Annotated in this window: 17 protein-coding genes, 1 pseudogene and 1 riboswitch; of the genes and pseudogenes, 2 read left to right on the top strand and 16 right to left on the bottom strand. The window is 37.8% G+C overall.

The window, feature by feature from the left end:
* Nucleotide 1: 1 nt before the first annotated feature.
* The 5 genes and pseudogenes from glgB to HMPREF0819_RS00840 form a co-directional block, all read right to left on the bottom strand.
* Nucleotides 2-1,903 carry a 1,4-alpha-glucan branching protein GlgB gene (gene glgB, locus HMPREF0819_RS00860; protein WP_044023247.1) on the bottom strand — a complete coding sequence of 634 codons (1,902 nt, stop codon included), beginning with the start codon at nucleotides 1,901-1,903 and terminating at the stop codon, nucleotides 2-4.
* Between the two features lie 69 nt (nucleotides 1,904-1,972).
* Nucleotides 1,973-4,277: pseudogene (pulA, locus tag HMPREF0819_RS00855) on the bottom strand (type I pullulanase).
* Between the two features lie 16 nt (nucleotides 4,278-4,293).
* Nucleotides 4,294-5,313: a diacylglycerol kinase family lipid kinase gene (locus tag HMPREF0819_RS00850; RefSeq protein WP_004231040.1), complete on the bottom strand. Its 1,020-nt coding sequence runs from the start codon at nucleotides 5,311-5,313 to the stop codon at nucleotides 4,294-4,296.
* 18 nt (nucleotides 5,314-5,331) lie between these two features.
* Nucleotides 5,332-7,290, bottom strand: coding sequence for an NAD-dependent DNA ligase LigA (gene ligA, locus HMPREF0819_RS00845; protein WP_004231038.1), 1,959 nt, complete (start codon nucleotides 7,288-7,290; stop codon nucleotides 5,332-5,334).
* Between the two features lie 104 nt (nucleotides 7,291-7,394).
* On the bottom strand, nucleotides 7,395-7,904 hold the full coding sequence (locus tag HMPREF0819_RS00840) for a QueT transporter family protein (protein WP_004231036.1): 510 nt from the start codon (nucleotides 7,902-7,904) through the stop codon (nucleotides 7,395-7,397).
* Nucleotides 7,905-7,907: 3 nt separating this feature from the next.
* Nucleotides 7,908-8,020: riboswitch (PreQ1 riboswitch) on the bottom strand.
* A 28-nt stretch (nucleotides 8,021-8,048) separates the two neighbouring features.
* Between HMPREF0819_RS00840 and HMPREF0819_RS00835 the strand changes: the two genes are divergently transcribed.
* Nucleotides 8,049-8,474: a GtrA family protein gene (locus HMPREF0819_RS00835; RefSeq protein ID WP_004231033.1), complete on the top strand. Its 426-nt coding sequence runs from the start codon at nucleotides 8,049-8,051 to the stop codon at nucleotides 8,472-8,474.
* A 12-nt stretch (nucleotides 8,475-8,486) separates the two neighbouring features.
* Here the strand turns inward: HMPREF0819_RS00835 and HMPREF0819_RS00830 are convergent, their stop codons facing one another.
* The 7 genes from HMPREF0819_RS00830 to metK form a co-directional block, all read right to left on the bottom strand.
* Nucleotides 8,487-9,404, bottom strand: coding sequence for a YihY/virulence factor BrkB family protein (locus tag HMPREF0819_RS00830; protein WP_004231031.1), 918 nt, complete (start codon nucleotides 9,402-9,404; stop codon nucleotides 8,487-8,489).
* 3 nt (nucleotides 9,405-9,407) lie between these two features.
* A complete protein-coding gene (locus HMPREF0819_RS00825; protein WP_004231028.1) occupies nucleotides 9,408-10,268 on the bottom strand; it encodes a methionyl aminopeptidase in 861 nt (286 codons plus the stop codon).
* A gap of 157 nt (nucleotides 10,269-10,425) precedes the next feature.
* Nucleotides 10,426-11,286, bottom strand: coding sequence for a methionyl aminopeptidase (locus HMPREF0819_RS00820; protein ID WP_004231026.1), 861 nt, complete (start codon nucleotides 11,284-11,286; stop codon nucleotides 10,426-10,428).
* Between the two features lie 104 nt (nucleotides 11,287-11,390).
* Nucleotides 11,391-12,674 carry a CBS-HotDog domain-containing transcription factor SpxR gene (spxR, locus tag HMPREF0819_RS00815; RefSeq protein ID WP_004231023.1) on the bottom strand — a complete coding sequence of 428 codons (1,284 nt, stop codon included), beginning with the start codon at nucleotides 12,672-12,674 and terminating at the stop codon, nucleotides 11,391-11,393.
* Entirely contained in the window at nucleotides 12,667-13,221 is a 555-nt protein-coding gene (locus HMPREF0819_RS00810; protein WP_044023246.1) for a GNAT family N-acetyltransferase, read from the bottom strand. The genes spxR and HMPREF0819_RS00810 overlap by 8 nt, the downstream gene beginning before the upstream one ends.
* Nucleotides 13,222-13,309: 88 nt before the next feature.
* A complete protein-coding gene (gene murA, locus HMPREF0819_RS00805) occupies nucleotides 13,310-14,569 on the bottom strand; it encodes a UDP-N-acetylglucosamine 1-carboxyvinyltransferase (protein ID WP_004231019.1) in 1,260 nt (419 codons plus the stop codon).
* Between the two features lie 278 nt (nucleotides 14,570-14,847).
* Nucleotides 14,848-16,038: a methionine adenosyltransferase gene (gene metK / locus HMPREF0819_RS00800; RefSeq protein WP_044023245.1), complete on the bottom strand. Its 1,191-nt coding sequence runs from the start codon at nucleotides 16,036-16,038 to the stop codon at nucleotides 14,848-14,850.
* 513 nt (nucleotides 16,039-16,551) lie between these two features.
* Between metK and birA the strand changes: the two genes are divergently transcribed.
* Nucleotides 16,552-17,487 carry a bifunctional biotin--[acetyl-CoA-carboxylase] ligase/biotin operon repressor BirA gene (birA, locus tag HMPREF0819_RS00795; RefSeq protein ID WP_004231017.1) on the top strand — a complete coding sequence of 312 codons (936 nt, stop codon included), beginning with the start codon at nucleotides 16,552-16,554 and terminating at the stop codon, nucleotides 17,485-17,487.
* On the opposite strand, the gene HMPREF0819_RS08575 is transcribed toward birA, so the two are convergent.
* The 4 genes from HMPREF0819_RS08575 to leuD form a co-directional block, all read right to left on the bottom strand.
* The gene (locus HMPREF0819_RS08575; protein ID WP_024344321.1) at nucleotides 17,465-17,659 is read right to left on the bottom strand and encodes a DUF3272 family protein; all 195 of its coding nucleotides are present in this window, start codon (nucleotides 17,657-17,659) and stop codon (nucleotides 17,465-17,467) included. The two genes, birA and HMPREF0819_RS08575, sit on opposite strands and share 23 nt — an antisense overlap.
* 84 nt (nucleotides 17,660-17,743) lie before the next feature.
* Nucleotides 17,744-19,423 (bottom strand): DNA polymerase III subunit gamma/tau, encoded by a 1,680-nt coding sequence (dnaX, locus tag HMPREF0819_RS00790; protein ID WP_004230994.1) that lies wholly within the window; start codon nucleotides 19,421-19,423, stop codon nucleotides 17,744-17,746.
* On the bottom strand, nucleotides 19,423-19,920 hold the full coding sequence (locus HMPREF0819_RS00785; protein ID WP_027967989.1) for a GAF domain-containing protein: 498 nt from the start codon (nucleotides 19,918-19,920) through the stop codon (nucleotides 19,423-19,425). Before HMPREF0819_RS00785 ends, dnaX begins: the two co-directional genes overlap by 1 nt.
* 119 nt (nucleotides 19,921-20,039) lie before the next feature.
* Nucleotides 20,040-20,630, bottom strand: coding sequence for a 3-isopropylmalate dehydratase small subunit (leuD, locus tag HMPREF0819_RS00780; RefSeq protein WP_004230992.1), 591 nt, complete (start codon nucleotides 20,628-20,630; stop codon nucleotides 20,040-20,042).
* Nucleotides 20,631-20,633: the final 3 nt, after the last annotated feature.

Genomic DNA, 20,633 nt, shown 5'->3' with positions numbered 1-20,633 from the left:
TCTATTTTCCTTTCTTAGGAATCTGTTTTGCCAAACGTCGTTTTATTTTCCATATACTGGCACCGAGTGCAGGTAAGGTGAAACTTAACGTATGATGGTAATTCTTCCAAAGTCTATCTTGTGTGCGAGCTTGGAGATTATGTTCTTTCCAGACACCACCAAATTCTTCCATTTCTGTATTCCAAACTTCTTCGTAAATGCCTGCAACTGGAACTCCAATTGTAAAGTCTTTACGTTCAACGGGCACCATGTTAAACACACAAATTAACATATCGCCATCTTTGTTTTTACGAATGAAGGATAGAACGGTCTGGTCAGTATTGTCTGCATCAATGATTTCGATACCGTCATAGCTATCATCTATTTGCCACAAGACACTGTGCTCTTTGTAGAATGCATTCAGTTGACTTGTGAAATCTTGCATTTTCTTGTTTAAGTCATCTTCCAAATTAACCCATTCTAGCTGATAGTCATATTTCCATTCAAGGAATTGACCAAATTCACTTCCCATAAAGAGCAATTTTTTGCCTGGATGACAGATTTGATAGGTATAAAGATTACGAAGCCCAGCAAATTGATTGTAACGGTCACCCCACATTTTATGCATCAAGCTTTTCTTTCCGTGAACCACTTCATCGTGTGAGAATGGTAGGATAAAGTTTTCAGAAAAAGCATACATAAAACTAAATGTGACAAGATTAAAATCATACTTACGATAAATGGGATCTTCTTCATAGAATTTCAAAATATCATTCATCCATCCCATATTCCATTTATAATCAAAGCCGAGTGCATCGTATTCAATAGGACCTGTAATTTTAGTGTCACTGGTACTTTCTTCAGCAATCATCATGATATCAGGATAAAAATTTTTCAAAACGGCATTTAGTTTTTGTAAGAAATAATACCCCTCATAATTACGATTACCACCATCTTTATTTGGTGTCCAAGGTCCAATATCATAGTCACGATATAGCATGTTACTTACGGCATCCACTCGAATACCATCTAAGTGATAATAATCTATCCAAAACTTGGCACTAGAAATTAAGAAAGACTGAACTTGATTTTTTCCAAGGTCAAAATTTAGAGCACCCCAACCGCGGTTATGAGCTCGGTCTTCATCCTCGTACTCAAACGTTGGCGTTCCGTCAAAATAAGCCAAAGCATCATCATTAATCGTAAAATGTCCTGGAACCCAGTCCGCAATGACACCGATATTATTCAAATGACAAGCTTCAACGAAATTTTGGAAATCCTCTGGCGTTCCATAACTATGCTCGAAAGCAAAGTACCCCATTAGTTGGTAACCCCAACTCATCCCAAGCGGATGTGCCATTAACGGCATGAATTCAACGTGTGTGTAATTCATCTTAACCAAGTAAGGAATCAATTCTTCTGTTAATTCCTTAAATTGATAAGGACGACCATCATCATGTTGTTTCCATGAACCTGCATGCACTTCATAGATATTAACAGGACGATTACGGAAACCAAAACGTTTGCGTCGCCCTAACCAAAGTGCATCTTTCCACTTCTTTTCTGGAAAATTTGTAAGAACTGCTGCTGTCCCTGGTCGCTTTTCGAAATAAATAGCAAATGGGTCTAATTTTTCAACTTCTTGACCAGTCGAACGTTTTACAAGATACTTGTAAAGTTGATTTTCTTTAGGTAAATCCGTAAAAATTTCCCATACACCTGCTTCGTTGCGTTCCATAGCAAGCGGATTTTCTCTCCATTGAGTGAAATCACCAATCAGATGAACAGATTGAGCGTTGGGTGCCCAGACTCTAAAACTGTAACCTTCGGTACCATTACGAGTTTCTTTATGAAAGCCAAAGTAATGTTGCGCATGAAAATTTTCACCCGTTCCAAAAGTTCTCAGTGCCTCTTTCGTGTCCATCATATCACCCCTCCCTTTTATTTATTAAATATAAAGCTCCAGAAAAGCAAAAATAGCCCTAGAATAGGGCTATTTCTCGATTTCAAAGATTGAAACACACAAAGCTTCAAGTTTATCATTTTTATAATGTAATCGCTTTATATCTGTAATTATTATAGCATATTTAGAAATGTCTGTCATGTAGTTTTCAAGATTTTTTCATTTTTATTAAAAAATACGATAGTTTTTTTCACCTAAAATGTCAAAAACAACGACACCATCGTAATCATTGGCTACATGAACATAAACATGGCCTCTTATTTCTTTATAACTTTGATAAGAAAATGCGGGATTGGTGCGTTTTAAATGAATAATTCCTCTCATAAAAGCAATCGTTGCATGGTGTTCTGTCACATTATCCCAATCAATCTGATTGACACGGTCAGGGGCATTGTAGCTATTCATCGCCAATTGTTTGTCTGAAGAGGTCAATTGTCCATTATTTCCTGTTGGGTACAATTTTGTGCGTAGAAATTCTTGACCGATTTGCATAAAAGCAACACCTTGCATCAAAACATTCATCGCTGAAGCCATTTCAATTCGTCTAGTGTGCGTTTCTAGGCTATCATCAGGGTGCAATTCCCACATCAGGTTATTTAAATTGTGATTATCGTGAGCTTCGACATAATTAATGACTTGATTCGGTGTCAAATATGATGACAATTCATCACTTCCTAAAACACCTTTGGCAATAATACCTTCAGTTGCGGCACCTGAAACAAAACCATGCTTGAATTGCCCATATACTTCTGATCCTTTTATGCCGTCTCGAACATTATCGTTGAAAAATCCAATATTTGGCATTTGATAAGCATTGTCTTTTTTGGCTTTTTGTTCTGGCAAAAGTCCTGTTCCCATGTCCCAGCCTTCGCCATACATCATCAAACGTGGATTAATATCATCTAGCGCTTGACGAATGGCATTCATTGTTTCAATGTCATGCAAGCCCATTAAATCAAAACGAAAGCCGTCAATATTGTACTCATTCACCCAGTACAAGACAGAATAAATCATGTACTTGCGAAACATTTCTTTCTCGCTAGCTGTTTCACCCCCACAACCTGAGCCATCTTGGAATGAACCGTCAGCATTCATTCGATAAAAATAATCTGGAACCGTTAATTGGAAAGCAGAATTATAGGACAAATAGGTGTGATTATATACCACATCCATCATGACTGCAATGCCCGCATCATGGTAAGCTTGAATTAATTGTTTTAATTCCAAAATCCTATTTTCTGGTTTATGCGGTGCCGTTGAAAAGCTAGCTTCAGGGACGTTGAAATTTCCAGGGTCATATCCCCAGTTATAGGCATAATTTCCGTCGGCATCGAAGGTCTGATGATGGTCAAAAATCGGCTGTAATTGAACATGGCTAATGCCTAATTTTTTCAAATAATCAAAACCTGTCTCATCACCATATGAATTATGCGTGCCAGATTGACACGCACCTAAAAATTTACCACGATATGATTCAGTAACTCCTGAAGTTGATGATTTTGAAAAATCACGAATATGTAATTCAGTAATCGCTGCTTGATTAGGATTATCTAGTCGCCAGTAAGCTTCTTTACCATGTTTGACAGAAAAAATCCTTTTGGGTTTAGGTGTTCTGGGGCTAAAATAACGGAACGTTTGCCGTTGTGGCAATAGAATACGGGTCACGTGTATCCTGAAATGTCTTATCACGATAATAAACACGGTAAGCATAAGCTTGGAAATTCAAATCATGCTCAATGGTCGCAAACCAAACACCGTGCGTATTATAGAGGTGATTAGCCAGATTGATAATAACACCACGTTCCATTGGGACGATATAGTCAATACTTGATTTATCATCAGTTGTTTGATAGAAAATCAAATCAACCTTAGCTGACGTTGGCGCCCAGAGACGAAACTCTGTTTTTTCTTTTTGGTACTGATAACCAACCCACCCTTGAAATCCCCATTGATAATCAAAATACTGATAGTTCATTGCCATATCAAAGGCATGACTATCACGATGACAATAATAATGACTAGTGATTGCCGCTTGATGTGAATAATAAAGCGTATCATCCCCCTCTACAATCCATACTTCTGTCTTAGGGACACCACTATTGCGTTGAATTCTAAAATCTCTTGTCTTGATGGACCAATTATGATTTTTGACAATCACATAAATGTGCTCCAAAAAGAATGGACTATCTATCGTTAGATTTCCTACTAAGCCAAAACTATCAAATCCTGAGAATTGACTGTCTGTTCCTTCATGAAAGTCAATCCATTTCCACAAACTATAGTCAAAATAATTGCCATGCTGGCTATGATAATGAACGATAACTGTATTTTTCATAGGTTCGCCCTCAATTCTATTCTTCTGAATTGAGCTCATCAACTTCCTGTGTGAATTTTTGGGCAATAGCTTCCAAAGCTAAATCTTCTTGATTCCAAACGAGCGCATCATCTGAAATTTCATCTGTATTAGCAAAGAATGTGATGTGATTTTTGAGATTACGGAGCTTAATTGGAGCGTCACCACCGTACTCACCGTCCAAATTAATCATCATCTTCTTATCAGATAACGGTTCGATTTCCAAGAAATCAGTCTTGATATACTCGATACGTTTGTCACCAATGTGTTTTCCGCCGTCTAATACCAAACGAATCAAACGTAAAATTTCAATCAAGTTAGCTGTCTTAACCAAAATCAAGGTGAATTTTCCGTCATCTAGCTTAGCATCTGGCGCAATTTGTTCAAAACCACCGACTGAATTGGTAATGGCAGCGAAAATCATTGAAACGTCGCCTTCAAAAGTACCTTTTTCGTGTTTAATACGAACGGGAACCGTACGAATTCCTGGTAGCAATTCAACACCTTTTGCCAAATAAGCCAAATACCCAAACATTGTCTTTAATTGGCTTGGCACACTATATGTTAATTCTGTGAATGAACCTGCGGCAGCAATATTGATGAAATACGTATCTTCACGCGCTTGTCCAATATCCATTTGAATGGTTTGATTTTTACCAATAATCTTAGCAGCTTCAACTGGATTACCACGTGGAATTTTTAGAGCGCGCGCGAAATCATTGGTCGTTCCTGTCGGAATAATAGCCATTTGAGGGCGTTTAGAAAGCGGAGCAATCCCGTTGACGACTTCGTTGATTGTACCGTCACCGCCAGCAGCAATCACCAAATCAAATCCAGCTTCTGCGGCACGTTTAGCCTCATCACGAGCAGAATTTGGCTCTGGTATTGTCTGAAAAGCTGATGTTTCATAACCAAAACCTTCTAAAACATCTAGCACTTCTGCCACGTTTTTCTTCATGATTTCCTGACCTGAAGTCGGATTGTAGATTAAACGTGCACGTTTTTGTTTCTTAGCCATAAAAATACCTCAACTTGTTTATAAACTTTCTAACCAAGCTTCATCGCGAACATCAATTCCTAAAGCTTGGGCCTTGGTCAATTTTGAACCTGCATCTGTACCTGCGACAACAATGTCCGTCTTTTTGGACACGCTGTTTGTCACTTTTGCTCCTAAATCTTGCAGTTTTTCTTTTGCTTCGTTTCGCGTTAAACGTTCCAATTTTCCAGTCAAAACAACTGTTAAACCTGCTAATTGAGCATCTTTTGGAACTTTTTTACCAAGATAAGCAAAGTTGACACCTACATTTTTCAATTCATGCAAGAGCTCTGTCGCTTCTTTTTTGGCAAAATAGCTGCGCAATGAGTTAGCAATAACTGTTCCCAAACCGTCGATACTAGCAATGCTGTCAGCATCCGCAGCAACCAACTGATCAATCGTTTCAAAAACTTCCAACAATTGACGACTAGCCTTGGCACCGACATGACGAATTCCCAGTCCAAAAAGCAATTTATCAGCTGAATTTTCCTTAGAAACCTGAATGGCATTGTAAAGTTTCTCAGCAGATTTTTCCTTAAAGCCATCCAAGCTTAGCAAATCTTCCACCGTTAATTGGTAAATGTCTGCGACATCATGAACCAATTCTGCTTTGAAAAGTTTCTTAACGATAGAAGGTCCTAAACCTGTGATATTCATGGCATCACGGCTGGCAAAATGCGTTAAACGTTCTTGAATTTGACTTGGACAAAGCGGATTGATACAACGTAAAGCCACCTCATCTTCATAGTGAATCAACTCACTGCCACAAGACGGACAGCTTTCAGGAATCGGCATTGGTACTTGCTTATCACGTTTGCTATCAACAACATGCAGCACCGCTGGAATAATATCTCCCGCCTTATAGACGATAACCGTATCGCCAATGCGAATATCTTTTTCAGCAATGTAATCCACATTATGCAAAGTCGCACGGCTAACCGTTGTTCCTGCTAACTGAACAGGGCTAAGATTAGCGGTTGGTGTCACCACCCCAGTACGTCCAACAGTCCAATCAACCGAAAGAATTTCTGCTTCTTTTTCCTCAGCTGGGAATTTATAAGCAATTGCCCAACGAGGCGCCTTGACCGTAAAGCCAAGTTCTTCTTGCATAGCAAGACTATTGACCTTAATAACAATACCGTCAATATCGTATGGTAAATTATCACGCTCAGCGGCTACTTCTTGGATAAATTTCCAGATGTCTGCCATTGAAGATGTCGTGATACGTCGCGGATTAACCGAAAAACCAAAGCGAGACAATTCCTCCAAAACATTATTTTGCGTTGTCATGCTAGTCGATGCCACTTCTTGATAAAGAAATGTTGCCAAATTTCGCTTAGCAACAACTGCTGTATTTAACTGACGTAATGTCCCTGCAGCCGCATTTCTCGGATTCGCAAATTCTGTCTGACCACTATCACGACGTTCCTCATTGATTTTATCAAATGACGTCTTTGGCAAATAAGCTTCACCACGAACTGTGATGTTAAGTGGCTGTGCCAATTTATGAGGAATGTCCTTGATACGTTTGACATTTTCAGTGATATTTTCACCAACTGAGCCGTCACCACGAGTGGCACCGACTTGCAACACACCATCAACATAAACTAGTGAAATTGATAAACCATCAATTTTCAGCTCTGCCATGTAAGAGGCATTGGGAAATTCAGCTTTCACACGACGGTCAAAATCCTCTAATTCCTCACGTGAAAAAGCATCTTGCAAGCTATAAAGCGGTGTTTCATGCTGATATTTTTCAAAACCATCTAAAACAAGCCCACCCACTTCTTGCGTTGGACTATTTGGCAAAATCAACTCTGGATGAGCTTTTTCAAGCTCGACTAACTCGCGATAAAGCTTGTCATATTCGCTATCTGAGACCGTTGGCTGGTCCTCTGTGTAATACTCTTTTCGGTACTGGTTGAGCTCATCAACCAATTCTTGAATACGTTTTTTCATATTACTATTTTAACATATCTGGTAAAAAATACTCTCCAAAAGCTAACTATTTTTTAAGAATTTTACTAAATAAAAAACTCCCTAAAAAGGAAGTTTTTAATCTATCATACAGTTAAATCAATACGTTTTCCAAGTCTGTCCATGATAATAGCACCAATCAATAGCGAAGCAAGTTCGCCTACTGCTGATGTAAACCAAGTCATCAAAAATGGTGAGCCACCAACATAATATAATTCTAGCGCAATAGTAAACATTGAAGCCGAAAACAATAATGAAAAGTAAAAGAATGCTTTGTTAAATAAGCCGTTAAATAAATATTGCTCCTTATAACGGTCAAATAAAATAACACCTAATGTTAGAAAAACAAACGTTTGGCTACCACCAACAAAGACATCAATTAAACCAAAGCTGTACAAATTGGCAATCATACAACCAAGCGTCAGCCCAACAATATACTTACGATTGTAAAATGCCATAAACGCTAACACTTCCGAAACACGGAACTGATAAGCACCATACGAAATGGCGTTTAAAGGTGGTGTGACTGTCAACACAATATAAAGTGCAGCAACAAGCGCTACTTGCACAAAATCACGAATAGTAAAATGTTTCATAAAAAATTTTTCTCCTTTAACGTTAAAGAGCGACAACTCTTCACGTCTATAATATGCTTGACGAAAGGGAACTAAGCGTCAAGGGTTGTTTGCACAACGCTTAAAAGTATAGCACAAATACTAAAAATTTGATATAGTAGTCCTATGAAAAAAATAATTACTAGCGAAGTTTTTAAATATCTATTTTTCGGAGTTCTGGCAACTATCGTCTACATGGGGACACGTTTAATCATCTTCTCAATCGCTGAATCAGCAACTCTTTCTGCCGTCATCGCAAACGTTACAGCTATTGTATTTGCTTTCTTTACCAATGATTATTTTGTTTTCAACCAAGCTAGAAAAGGTTGGTTCAAACGTTTAATCAAGTTTGCTGTTGCTCGTCTATCAACACTGATTCTTGACTTAGTCTTAGCTTACCTTTTAGTGACAAAATTTCCACATATTATCGGACAATTTGTCGGTGACAATCTGTCGATGGTAAATGCTATCGAGACTCTCTTTGCTCAAGTTTTAGTCATCATTTTGAATTATGTTCTCAGTAAATTACTTGTTTTTAAAGATAAAAAATAACACCCTTGGGTGTTATTTTTTTCCTCGTTGTGTCAAGAGAGACAACAAATTGCCTCGACGGCTTTCCATCTTCCCTTGACGTACTTCTTGATAAGTCGCATTAAAGATAGCTCCTAAAATCAAGATATGTGCAAGAAAGATAAACCACAACATCAAAACAAAAATCACGACAGATCCAAATGTTTTAATGTCCACCATTCGTTCAAAGGTTCTCAAAATATAACTACTAAACAAGCTATTCAAGAACACAATAACAACGGATGTGAATATCGTTCCTGGTAAAATATAGCGTAGACGTTTGATTTTTACGTTAGGCAGAATAAAATACAGTAACATTAGCCCAATAACAATCGTTATAACTGTCACTGGCTGTGATAAATGCAATATAACAGTTGCCATCGTATCACTCAAATCATAATTCGAATTGATAATTTGCAAAACGACTTTTAAGAAGGTCGAAAATAGTAAAACGAAAGTTAGTAAGAAAAGAATCAAAAGACTCCCAATAACACCAACTAATCGACCAATGACAACATCTCTATGTTGCGCTACACCATATGCTTTATTAATTGCTTTTTGAAGAGAGGTCAACGATTTAGACATGGTCCAAAATGCCGTTAAAGTGGCAACTCCCAAAATACTACCTGAAGGTTTTGAAAAAATATCAATCGTAATAGCCGATACAGACGGATATAAATTTGTTGGCAAATTCTTTTTCATGAAAGCTAACAAAATATTAACATCAATATTCAGGTAAGGGAAAATATTTGCTGCGATAACAATCAGCGGGAAAGCTGTCAGCAACAAGTAGTAAGCAACTGCGATTGCCGATAAGTCAATTTCAGCACTACGATAGTGTTTTAAATAAACCTGCAGCGGTTGCCACTCTAGTTTAGACCATAATTTGTCTAAGAACTGCTTTCGCTTCATCTCTTAGTACGTTCTTTCTTCTCCTTGGCTTGTTAGAATTACAGGACCGTCTTTTGTAATCACAAATTGGTGTTCGTATTGACATGAGAGGCCACCATCAAGGGTTTTATGAGCCCAGCCAGTTTCCATGTCAGTATCAATTTCCCATGTTCCTGTATTAATCATTGGCTCAACAGTCAACACCATACCTTCACGTAAACGAAGACCGCGACCAGCTTTACCGTAGTGAGGTACCATTGGTTCTTCGTGCATTGTAGGACCAACTCCATGGCCTACCAAATCACGAACAACACCGTATCCACGGCTTTCAGCATATTCTTGAATAGCTGCACCGATATCACCGATACGGTTACCAACAACTGCTTTTTCAATACCAATATAAAGGCATTCTTTGGTAACATCCATCAGATTTTTAACTTCTTCTGAAACTTCACCAACAGCGTATGCCCAACAGGAGTCAGCCAAACCACCAGAATATGATTCAGTATATTTTTTAACTTGGGCAACATTATCAAAGTCTAATTTTGATACATCAACAACTGACTTATCAAGCGGCTCACTTAAAACCATATCAACTTTAAGCAGATCGCCTTCTTTTAGAATGTAATGACGTGGGAAAGCATGTGCTACCTCGTCATTAAGCCCACAACAAGTTGCATATGGATAATCCATGATTGAACCATCAACACCAATTTGAAGCGGGAGAGCATTTGCCTCTTTACAACGACGACGGACATATTCTTCAACTTCCCACATATCTAGACCTGGTTTAATCAATTCACGCAAACCAATGTGAACAGATGCAAGAAAATCCCCTGCTCGATCCATTGCTTCAATTTCACGAGCTGACTTCAATGTAATCATATAAATATATACTCCTATAATAAACTCTGTAAAAAGTATTTCGGTATCCTTAATTATACACCGATAGTTACTAAACTGTCAAAAATGTCACTAATTCAACATTTTCAAAACAAGTTTTAAATTAGTTTAACAAGCCTTAAGAAATAATCAAACTATCCTAGTAAGTTCCTTCTTCTCCTTGGCTTGTTAAGATAACAGGACCGTCTTTTGTAATCACAAATTGGTGTTCGTATTGACATGAGAGACCTCCATCAAGAGTTTTATGGGCCCAGCCAGTTTTCATATCAGTATCGATTTCCCATGTGCCTGTGTTAATCATTGGCTCAACAGTCAACACCATACCTTCACGTAAACGAAGACCACGACCAGCTTTACCATAAGGAGGCACATCTGGTTCTTCGTGCATTGTAGGACCAACACCGTGGCCTACCAAATCACGAACAACACTATATCCACGACTTTCAGCGTGTTCTTGAATAGCCGCACCGATATCACCGATACGGTTACCAACAACGGCTTTTTCAATACCGATATACATACACTCTTTAGTAACATCCATCAAATTTTTTACGTCTTCTGAAACTTCACCAACAGCGTATGACCAGCATGAATCGGCTATTCCACCAGTATAAGATTGCGTATATTTCTTAACTTGCTCAACATTGTCGAAGTTTAATTTTGACACATCAACAATTGATTTATCAAGAGGTTCGCTTAGTACCATGTCAACTTTAAGCAAATCACCTTCTTTTAGAATGTAATGACGAGGAAAAGCGTGTGCCACTTCGTCATTAAGAGCACAACAAGTTGCGTATGGGTAATCCATAATTGAACCATCAACGCCAATTTGAAGAGGAAGAACATTAGCCTCTTTACAACGACGACGAACATATTCTTCGACTTCCCACATATCAAGGCCTGGTCTAATTAGATCACGAAGCCCAATATGGATAGAAGCTAGAAAATCTCCTGCTCTGTCCATCGCCTCAATTTCACGAGCTGATTTCAATGTAATCATATTAAAGTATACTCCAGTAATAAAATCTGTAAAAAACAATACCTTTAATTATACACCAAGAATTGCTAAACTGTCAAAATATCAACATTTTATCGTAAAAGCATTTAATTGATTTTTGTCGTTACTAAAGCCTTAGCAACAATCTGATTATCTAAAAGAATCTCAAAGTCAATCACTGAGCTACGACGTTTTTCAGTAATAATCCTTGGTTGAATAACCAAACGGTCATCAATCTGAACAGCTTGTAAAAAGTAAAGCATCAATTGCTCAATAATAATGTTCTTTTGATGTTTTTTAGTTAAAACACGAACACTGATTTCTTTGATAAATTCAGTTAAAACACCTTGAGCGAAATTTCCTGCGTGGTCAATCATTGCAGGCTCAACGACAAATTGATAGACACCATCTTCATGCTTCAAATTTGACAACATCTGCTCACTGTATGTATAGAGGCTAGAGTGCTGTAAATTTTGTAAATTCTCAACAGCTTGACGTCGTGTAATCACACCTAGTAAAGTCAAGTCATCTGCCACAACAGGTAACATATTAAGGTCTTCAAAAATCATCTTTTGACTGATATTGGCTAGACTGGCTTGAGGTTTTGCGACAATCAAATTACGAGACATGATGCTTTTTATGTCAACATTATTTTCTTGACCGACCACATCAAGCATACTGACAACACCAATAACAATATTTTTGTTATTAACAACAGGAAAACGAACATTTTTGGTTTGCTTCATCAAGGTATTGAAATCACGAATCGTATCACCTTCACGCAGGAAACCGTATTCTGCTTTCACTTGATAAACTTGATCAACTGTTGTTAAATCCGTTTTGATTCGGACGTTTGATAAAGCGTGATTAATCATCGTCGCAACGGTAAATGTGTCGTAGTTAGTCACCATGACAGGGATTCCGAGTTCATCTGCTAAGCGAATAACGGCTTCTGACACAGAAAAACCACCCGTAACCAAAATGGCATTGTGATTTTCAAGCGCCAGCAATTGAATATTTTCACGGTCTCCGACAATTAACAAGCCACCTTTAACTAAGTAACGTGAAATATTTTCCTGAGTCATGGCACCGATAGAAAACTTGCTAAACTCTCGTGTTAGCCCTGATTTTCCAGCTAACACCTCAGAATCACTGATTCTAGCAATTTCAGAATAAGTCAATCGTTCAATACGAACAGTAGCTTTCTTTTCAATTCTGACCGTACCACTTCGCGGTCTTGTCTCAACAATTCCTCTATTTTCAGCCTCTTTAATTGCACGGTAAGCTGTACCATCACTAACATTCAAATGATTAGAAATACTACGCACACTCACGCGCTTTCCAATAGCTAGATTTTCAAGATACTCTAATATTTTCTGATGTTTACTCATAACGATAGTCACCTTTTTTCAACTGATAATCGACATAATCACGCATCTTTCGAGTGTATCGATCACTTCCCTTAAATTGATGTTTCAAGGTAAAACCTGATTTCTGCGCAACTCGCTGACTAGCAAGATTTTCTGCGTGAGCAATAACATGCAGCTCTTTTAAGCCAATTTCTTGGAAACTCAAAAAAGCAATTGTCTTTAAACACTCAGTCATCAACCCATTTCCCCAGAATGCTTGATTTATAAAATAACCAATCTCCGCAGACGAATGATTGACATCAATTTTTTCAAAACGTATACAGCCAATCATTTTACGAGTTTTTTTATCTTCAATCGCCCACACTCCAAGTGGTTCTTTCATAAAATAATGAACCATGAGAAAATCACTTTCCTCACGTGTCGCACGGCTAGGAAAAATAAAACGAAGATTGTCTGGATTATGACAAATCTCAAAAAAATCCTGACTATCCGTATATGCAAAAGGACGTAAATACATGCGTTCTGCCTCAGCAAAAGCATAACGTCCTAAACGCGTCCAAATATCCATAACTCTATTATAACATATGATGTCAAAAAATGAATCGTTGCACTTTAGCGTAAAAAAGGCAAAAGAAAAAGCCTTCACAGGCTTCTTCTTATTCTTCAATTAATTTAATATCAGCACCAAGAGCTGTTAATTTTTCGATAATATTTGAGTAACCACGTAAGATAAATTCAACATTAGTAATCTCTGTTGTTCCTTCAGCCATCAAACCTGCTGTTACAAGCGCAGCACCTGCACGCAAGTCTGAGGCTTTAACTGGAGCACCGGTTAATTTATTAGGGCCTTGGTAAGCAATACGACCACCAACAATAGAAATATCAGCACCCATACGAACCAATTCAGTGACATGGTTAGTACGTTTTTCGTAAATAGTATCTAAGATTGTACCGCGACCTTCAGCTGTCAATAACAATGGAGTGATAGGCTGTTGCAAGTCAGTTGCAAAACCAGGATATGGTGATGTTTTAACTGACACAGCTTTTAGACCTGATTGTTTTTCAACAAAGATAGCATCTTCTTCGACTGTCATACGAACACCCATCTCTTCAAGCTTAGCAATATAGCTCTCTAAGTGTTCATAAAGAACATTAGTAACGCGAACACCTTCACCAATCGCTGCCGCCATAGCAATGTAAGTACCTGCTTCAATACGGTCTGGAATAACTTGATGACGTGTTCCGTGAAGACTCTCAACACCTTCAATTGTGATAACATCAGTACCTGCACCACGAATGTGAGCACCCATGTTATTCAACAAAGTAGCTACATCAATGATTTCTGGTTCACGAGCTGCATTTTCAATAATCGTACGACCATTTGCTTTTGTCGCAGCAAGCATAGTATTGATTGTCGCACCAACACTAACAGTATCCATGTAGATGTGAGCACCATGAATTGGTTGACCATCTGTTGCCAAGCGCATTGCTTCGCCTTCATAAGATACAATTGCACCCATAGCTTCAAAAGCTTTCAAGTGAAGGTCAATCGGACGAGGTCCAAGGTCACATCCACCAGGAAGCCCTACAGTTGCTTCACCAAAACGGCTAAGAAGGCTACCATAGAAATAGTAAGAAGCACGCAAGCTATTGATTTTTCCATATGGCATTGGTTGATTTTTAACACCACGTGGGTCAATCTCAAGCGTTTCGCCTTCTCTCTTAATCTTAGCTCCCATCACTTCCATAATATCGATTAAACTATCAACATCGGAAATGGCAGGAACGCCATCCAAAATAACAATATCATCAGATAGAATAGCTGCTGGAATCAAAGCCACAATACTATTCTTAGCACCTGAAATAGCAACCTCTCCCTTTAAAGGTTTGCCACCATTAATAACAATTTTACGCATACATTCAAAACTTTCTGCTAGAATTCAACCTTTTCATTTTATCATAGATTATTCAATTTTACAAATAGATTACCAAGAATATTTTGACAATTTGTAAAGATTTTGTAATATTTCCTCTCGTTTTAATAGTATATCGTAAAATATCTATTTTGAATCTTCAAACTTCATTTTTAAAATGTTATTTTAACCACTTTATAATGACCATTCCATTGCAAATATAACAAGACGAAGGAATTATGTTAAAAATCGCTGCACCGAAGGCACAACGATTTATATTTTTATTTTACTGCTTCTTTCAAAGCATCTACTTTATCAAGTTTTTCCCATGGAAGGTCAATATCTGTACGTCCCATGTGTCCATATGCAGCTGTTTGACGGTAAATTGGGCGTTTCAAATCAAGCATTTTAATGATACCAGCTGGACGAAGGTCAAAGATTTCACGAACAGCTGCTTCCAATTTACTTTCTGCTACAGTATTTGTGCCAAATGTATCAACACGAACTGAAACTGGGTGTGCTACACCGATAGCGTAAGCCAATTGCACTTCTGCTTTAGTTGCAAAATCAGCAGCGACAATATTTTTAGCGATGTAACGTGCAGCATATGATGCAGAACGGTCAACTTTTGTAGCGTCTTTACCAGAGAAAGCACCACCACCGTGACGTGCATAACCGCCGTAAGTATCAACGATAATCTTACGACCAGTCAAACCAGAATCCCCTTGAGGACCACCAATTACGAAACGACCAGTTGGGTTGATGAAGAATTTTGTCTTATCATCAAGATATTTTTCTGGAATAACAGCTTTGATGACTTTTTCAATCACATCGTTGTGAATTTGTTCGTTTGTTGCTTCTGGGTCATGTTGAGTTGAGATAACGACAGTATCTACACGAACTGGTTTGTCATTTTCATCATATTCAACAGTTACCTGAGATTTAGCATCTGGGCGGAGATATGAAATTTCACCTGATTTACGCAAATCTGCCAATTTTTTAACCAATTTGTGAGAAAGTGAAATTGGTAGTGGCATCAATTCAGGTGTTTCATTGACTGCAAAACCAAACATCAAACCTTGGTCACCAGCACCAATCAAGTCAAGTGGATCTTGGTCTGCGTTACCACGGACTTCCAAAGCTTCGTTAACCCCTTGTGCAATATCAGGTGATTGTTCAACCAATGATGGATGAACCCCAACTGATTCAGCAGCAAAGCCGTACTCAGCATTTGTATAACCGATTTCTGCGATCGTATCGCGAACAATGCGGTTAATATCAACATATGCTGTAGTTGAAATTTCACCAAAAACATGGACTGATCCAGTGTATACAGCAGTTTCTGCTGCAACGTGCGCATCAGGATCTTGTTCCAACACAGCATCTAAAATAGCATCTGAAATTTGGTCTGAAATCTTATCTGGATGCCCCTCAGAAACAGATTCAGACGTGAAAAGTTTACGTTCTGACATAAAAATGTCCCCCCATATCATTAATTTTTCATTTTAATACCTCTAAGTATTAAAATGTCGGAAAAAATCTTTTCCTTGAAATATCTGTACAAAAAATATCATCATTCAGTGAGAATTATGACGGTCAAAAACTAAAACGATTATTTTAGTTTTTTGACCTAATAAGTCACTTAGGAAACCGACATAGCAGCTTTCCGTGAAATGACAAGCTACTTTCAGTAGCAGACATTTCTAGTGAGTTACAAAGTACCAATCTGCATCTTCCAAATAGGAGATGGCGCGATTAATAACAGATTAGTCAAGTCAGCGAAATCGCAGATAACACTGAAGTCTATCAAGATAGGCTAACAAAGAGTAACACGTTATAAACCGCCAGATTGTCTTATCGGGACTCATTAACTAGAATATTGTACCACGTTTCATCACAAATGCCTATAGTAAATTTCTTACCATTTTGTAACAAATTCACTTTTAACTAAGAAGATTTAGAAAAAATATATTATACTAATAGTTATGAAAACCTACGAAAAAATCTACGACTATCTTCAAAACAAAGACGATTATATCAGCGGAGAAACTCTCGCAAAAGAATTCGAACTTTCTCGCACAGCGATTTGGAAAGCAATCAAAACTCTAGAAGAAAAGGGAGTCAAAATTGACTCTGTTAAAAAACGTGGCTATAAAATTATCTCAGGCGACCTTCTGCTTCCCGAAGTCATTGCTAAAGAGCTTAAAATTCCAGTCACAATCAATGAAAAAAGTGAATCAACTCAGCTTGATGCTAAGAATAACATGGAATTTGACAAACAATCTCACCTTTACCTTGCTCCTAGCCAAGAAAAAGCAAAAGGACGTTTTGGCAGACAGTTTTTTGCTTCAAAACAAGGAGGCATTTACATGTCTCTCCACCTTAAACCAAATGTACCTTTTGAAGAAATCAAACCATACACTCTTATGGTTGCTTCAAGCGTTGTAAAAGCAATCTCTCGCTTAACAGGTATTGAAACAGACATCAAATGGGTTAACGACATTTATTACAATGGTAAAAAAATTGCTGGTATTCTAACTGAGGCAATCTCATCAGTTGAGACCGGGCTTATTACAGATGTTATCATCGGTGTCGGTATCAATTTTTATATCACTGATTTTCCAAATGCTATTTCGCAAAAAGCTGGTTCACTCTTTGCATCCCAACCAACTATCACGCGCAATGAGCTGATTACAGAAATTTGGAAACTTTTCTTGACGATTCCAGAAAAAGATTTGGTAAAAGTCTATAAAGAAAAATCACTCGTTTTGAACAAACAAGTGACTTTCAGCGAAAATGATATCGAATTTTCAGGACTTGCCATCGACATTACCAATCAAGGGTACCTGCTAGTTAAACTTGACAATGGTCAAGAAAAATTATTACGCAGTGGTGAAATTAGTCTTTCTTCTTGGGAGTAGATGTCAAGGTTTGAAGTAATTTATCAAGTGTGTAGACACGTTGAATATCGCGCAACAACAACAACCCCCAAAAGATAGCAAAGAAATAATCACCATCTAATATACATTCATTAAAAAAATAAGTCTCAAAGGCACATACCAATGCCATTAATAAAAAACGTCTTATAGTCATAGGATTATTATAACATAGTTAGTTATTTTTATCAGATAATATCACTATTTTAAAACACAAGAGGTATTCATTGAATACCTCTTTTTAGTCTTCAATTTTGTTAATCTTGTCTGCTAGAAAATCAAATCCCTCTGGAATGAAAGAATCATCTTTTACTTCTTCTTGGGCTGGGGTTTGTTTTTTCTTTTTCACACTTTGAGCAAATTCTGTACGAATGCTGTTGAAATCTTTACGAGGAACTGCCAAAATATTCGGCGAAAAACCTGCAGCCTTACTCATGATATTTCCAAACATGTCATTAAGGTCAGTTCGTTTCATGGCTTGCTCTGCATTAAAGGCAGCATCAAAAGCCAAAATAGCATTCTCACTATTTGCAAGAACAGGCTCCGATCCAAGCAACAAGGCACGGTCTTGAGCAGAGATGCTATCCAAGATTTCGTTCCAAGCACCTTTAAGCGCTTCAAGATACTCGCGCGATTTTTGACTATCAACGACTGTTTCTTGCATGATGGTCAATATCTTCGTGCGATCAACCTTGTACTGATAACTTGAGTTTGATTTTTGACGTTTGGTTGATTTTTGAGAAATAGCTGAGCTATCAAGATTAGCCAACTGTTCTTTCAAATCTTTGATTTCTGCTTTAAGTCTTGCCAACTCATCTGATAAATCTTCTGGCACTTGAGCACTTGCAACTGGCTTACCAGACTCAGATAGTTGAATTGCAAGCATTTCAGCGTAGATTTTAGGTTGAACACCATTTTTGATTTCAGGTAAAATCTTAGTCACCAGATTAATCATTTCAAAAATTCGATCCTGCTGAACGCCCGATAAATTTTCTTGGAAGGCTTGGCTGGTGTGAGTGTTTTCACCACCGCTTTGAACAACCAACAAATCACGAAGATAATTCAACAAATCCGTCGCAAAGCGACTCATACTCTTACCACTATCAAAAATTGTTTCCAGATTTTCCAAAGCCTTGCTTGTTTCTTGCGCCAAAACATTTGCCACAAAATCATCCAAAGCAGCCATTGAAATACTACCTGTAATTTCTTCAGCAATCGCAAGTGAGACATGATTGTCAGTTGTTAAGCTGAGAGCTTGATCAAGGATTGATAGTGCATCACGCATACCACCTTCTGCACGACGCGCAATAAGTGTTAGAGCGTCTTTGTCATAAGAGATACCTTCTTTATCAAGAATGTGACCCAAATGCTCACGAATTGCTGCTGGCTTAATTGCCTTAAACTCAAAACGTTGAACACGAGAAAGAATTGTTGCTGGAATTTTGTGCAACTCTGTCGTTGCTAAAATAAAGACAACATTTGCAGTCGGTTCTTCTAGAGTTTTCAAAAGCGCATTAAAAGCTCCAGTTGACAACATGTGCACTTCATCGATGATATAAACTTTGTAAGTCGCACGACTTGGTGCGTAAGTTGATTTATCACGGATGTCTCGAATTTCATCAACACCATTGTTTGAAGCAGCATCGATTTCAATGACATCTTCAAGGCTACCATTTGTAATATCACGACAGATATCACACTGGTTACAAGGTTCACCATTGACTTGGTGAGGACAGTTCATTGCTTTTGCAAAAATTTTAGCGGCACTGGTTTTACCCGTACCTCGTGGACCTGAAAACAAATAGGCGTGACTAATTTTTCCAGAAGACACTGCTTGTTTCAGAGTCGTTGAAATAACCGTTTGCCCGACCATTTCATCAAAGGTCTGACTACGGTACTTTCGATAAAGGGCTTGATACATTATTTTTCAACTCCAAACATATCTAGATTCCAATATGATTTTTCGATAAGTACAGCCACAAATTTTTCAAGATATTCTTGGTCAATCGCATCATAGTCATCTGTCAAGCGTGAATCTAGGTCTAAGACACCAACTAATTTTCCATCTTTAACCATTGGCACTACAATTTCACTCATAGCAGCTGAATCACAGGCGATATAGTTTGCGTGTTTTGTAACGTCAGCGACAATCATTGTTTCACGATTTTGAGCTGATTCACCGCATACACCCTTACCAAGTTTGATGTGCACACAAGATACCCCACCTTGAAATGGTCCAAGAAGCAATTCTTCACCATTGAAAAGGTAAAAGCCAGTAAAAACAGAATTTGGTAAGGTCATCTTCAAAAGTGCGCTAGCATTCGAAAGGTTTGACAATAAGTTTTTTTCGTTAGCAAATAAAGCATTTGCTTGCGCTAACATGATTTCATAATTCTCAATTTTCTTAGTATTTTCCATAAGGTTAATTATATCAAAAAAATGAGGTAACGTCATTTGTCTTGAAAGCTAATTCACTAAAAAATCTGAGACAATTTTATCCCAGATTCTTTATATGATTAAATGACTGTGACAATCTATTATTGCCAATAACTTGGACGATTTTTTTCGTACGTTGAAATCAAGTCTTCATACTGAAGTGTGATGCCAATATCATCTAGACCTAGAACTAACTTACGTTTCCACTCACCATCAATATCAAATGGAAATTCACCTGCTGAAGATTTGATAACTTGATTTGGTAAATCAATGGTAATTTCTTCACCTGCAGGAAGTGCTGCTAGTTTCTGACGAACTTCCAGCGGCTGAACAATCGGAAGCATCCCATTTTTCAACTCATTGTTATAATGAATATCTGAAAATGAACCTGCAATCACACAACGAAAGCCATAGTCTTCCAGCGCCCAGGCAGCGTGTTCGCGCGATGACCCTGAACCAAAATTATCACCTGAAATCAAGATTGTGGCATCTCTGTACTCAGGTTTATTAAAAATAAAATCTGGATTTTCATCGTAATTATCATTCAAATAACGCCACTCGAACAAAAGATTTTTCCCAAACCCTTTTTTGTCAACTGCCTTTAAAAATTGCTTGGGAATAAGCTGGTCAGTATCAATGTTATCATTCATCAAAGGAACAGATTTCCCGGTATAAACTGTAAATTTTTCCATCAT

The organism is Streptococcus equinus ATCC 9812 (assembly GCF_000187265.1).
Taxonomy (GTDB): Bacteria; Bacillota; Bacilli; order Lactobacillales; family Streptococcaceae; genus Streptococcus; species Streptococcus equinus.
This window is presented reverse-complemented; position numbering and strand designations above follow the sequence as displayed.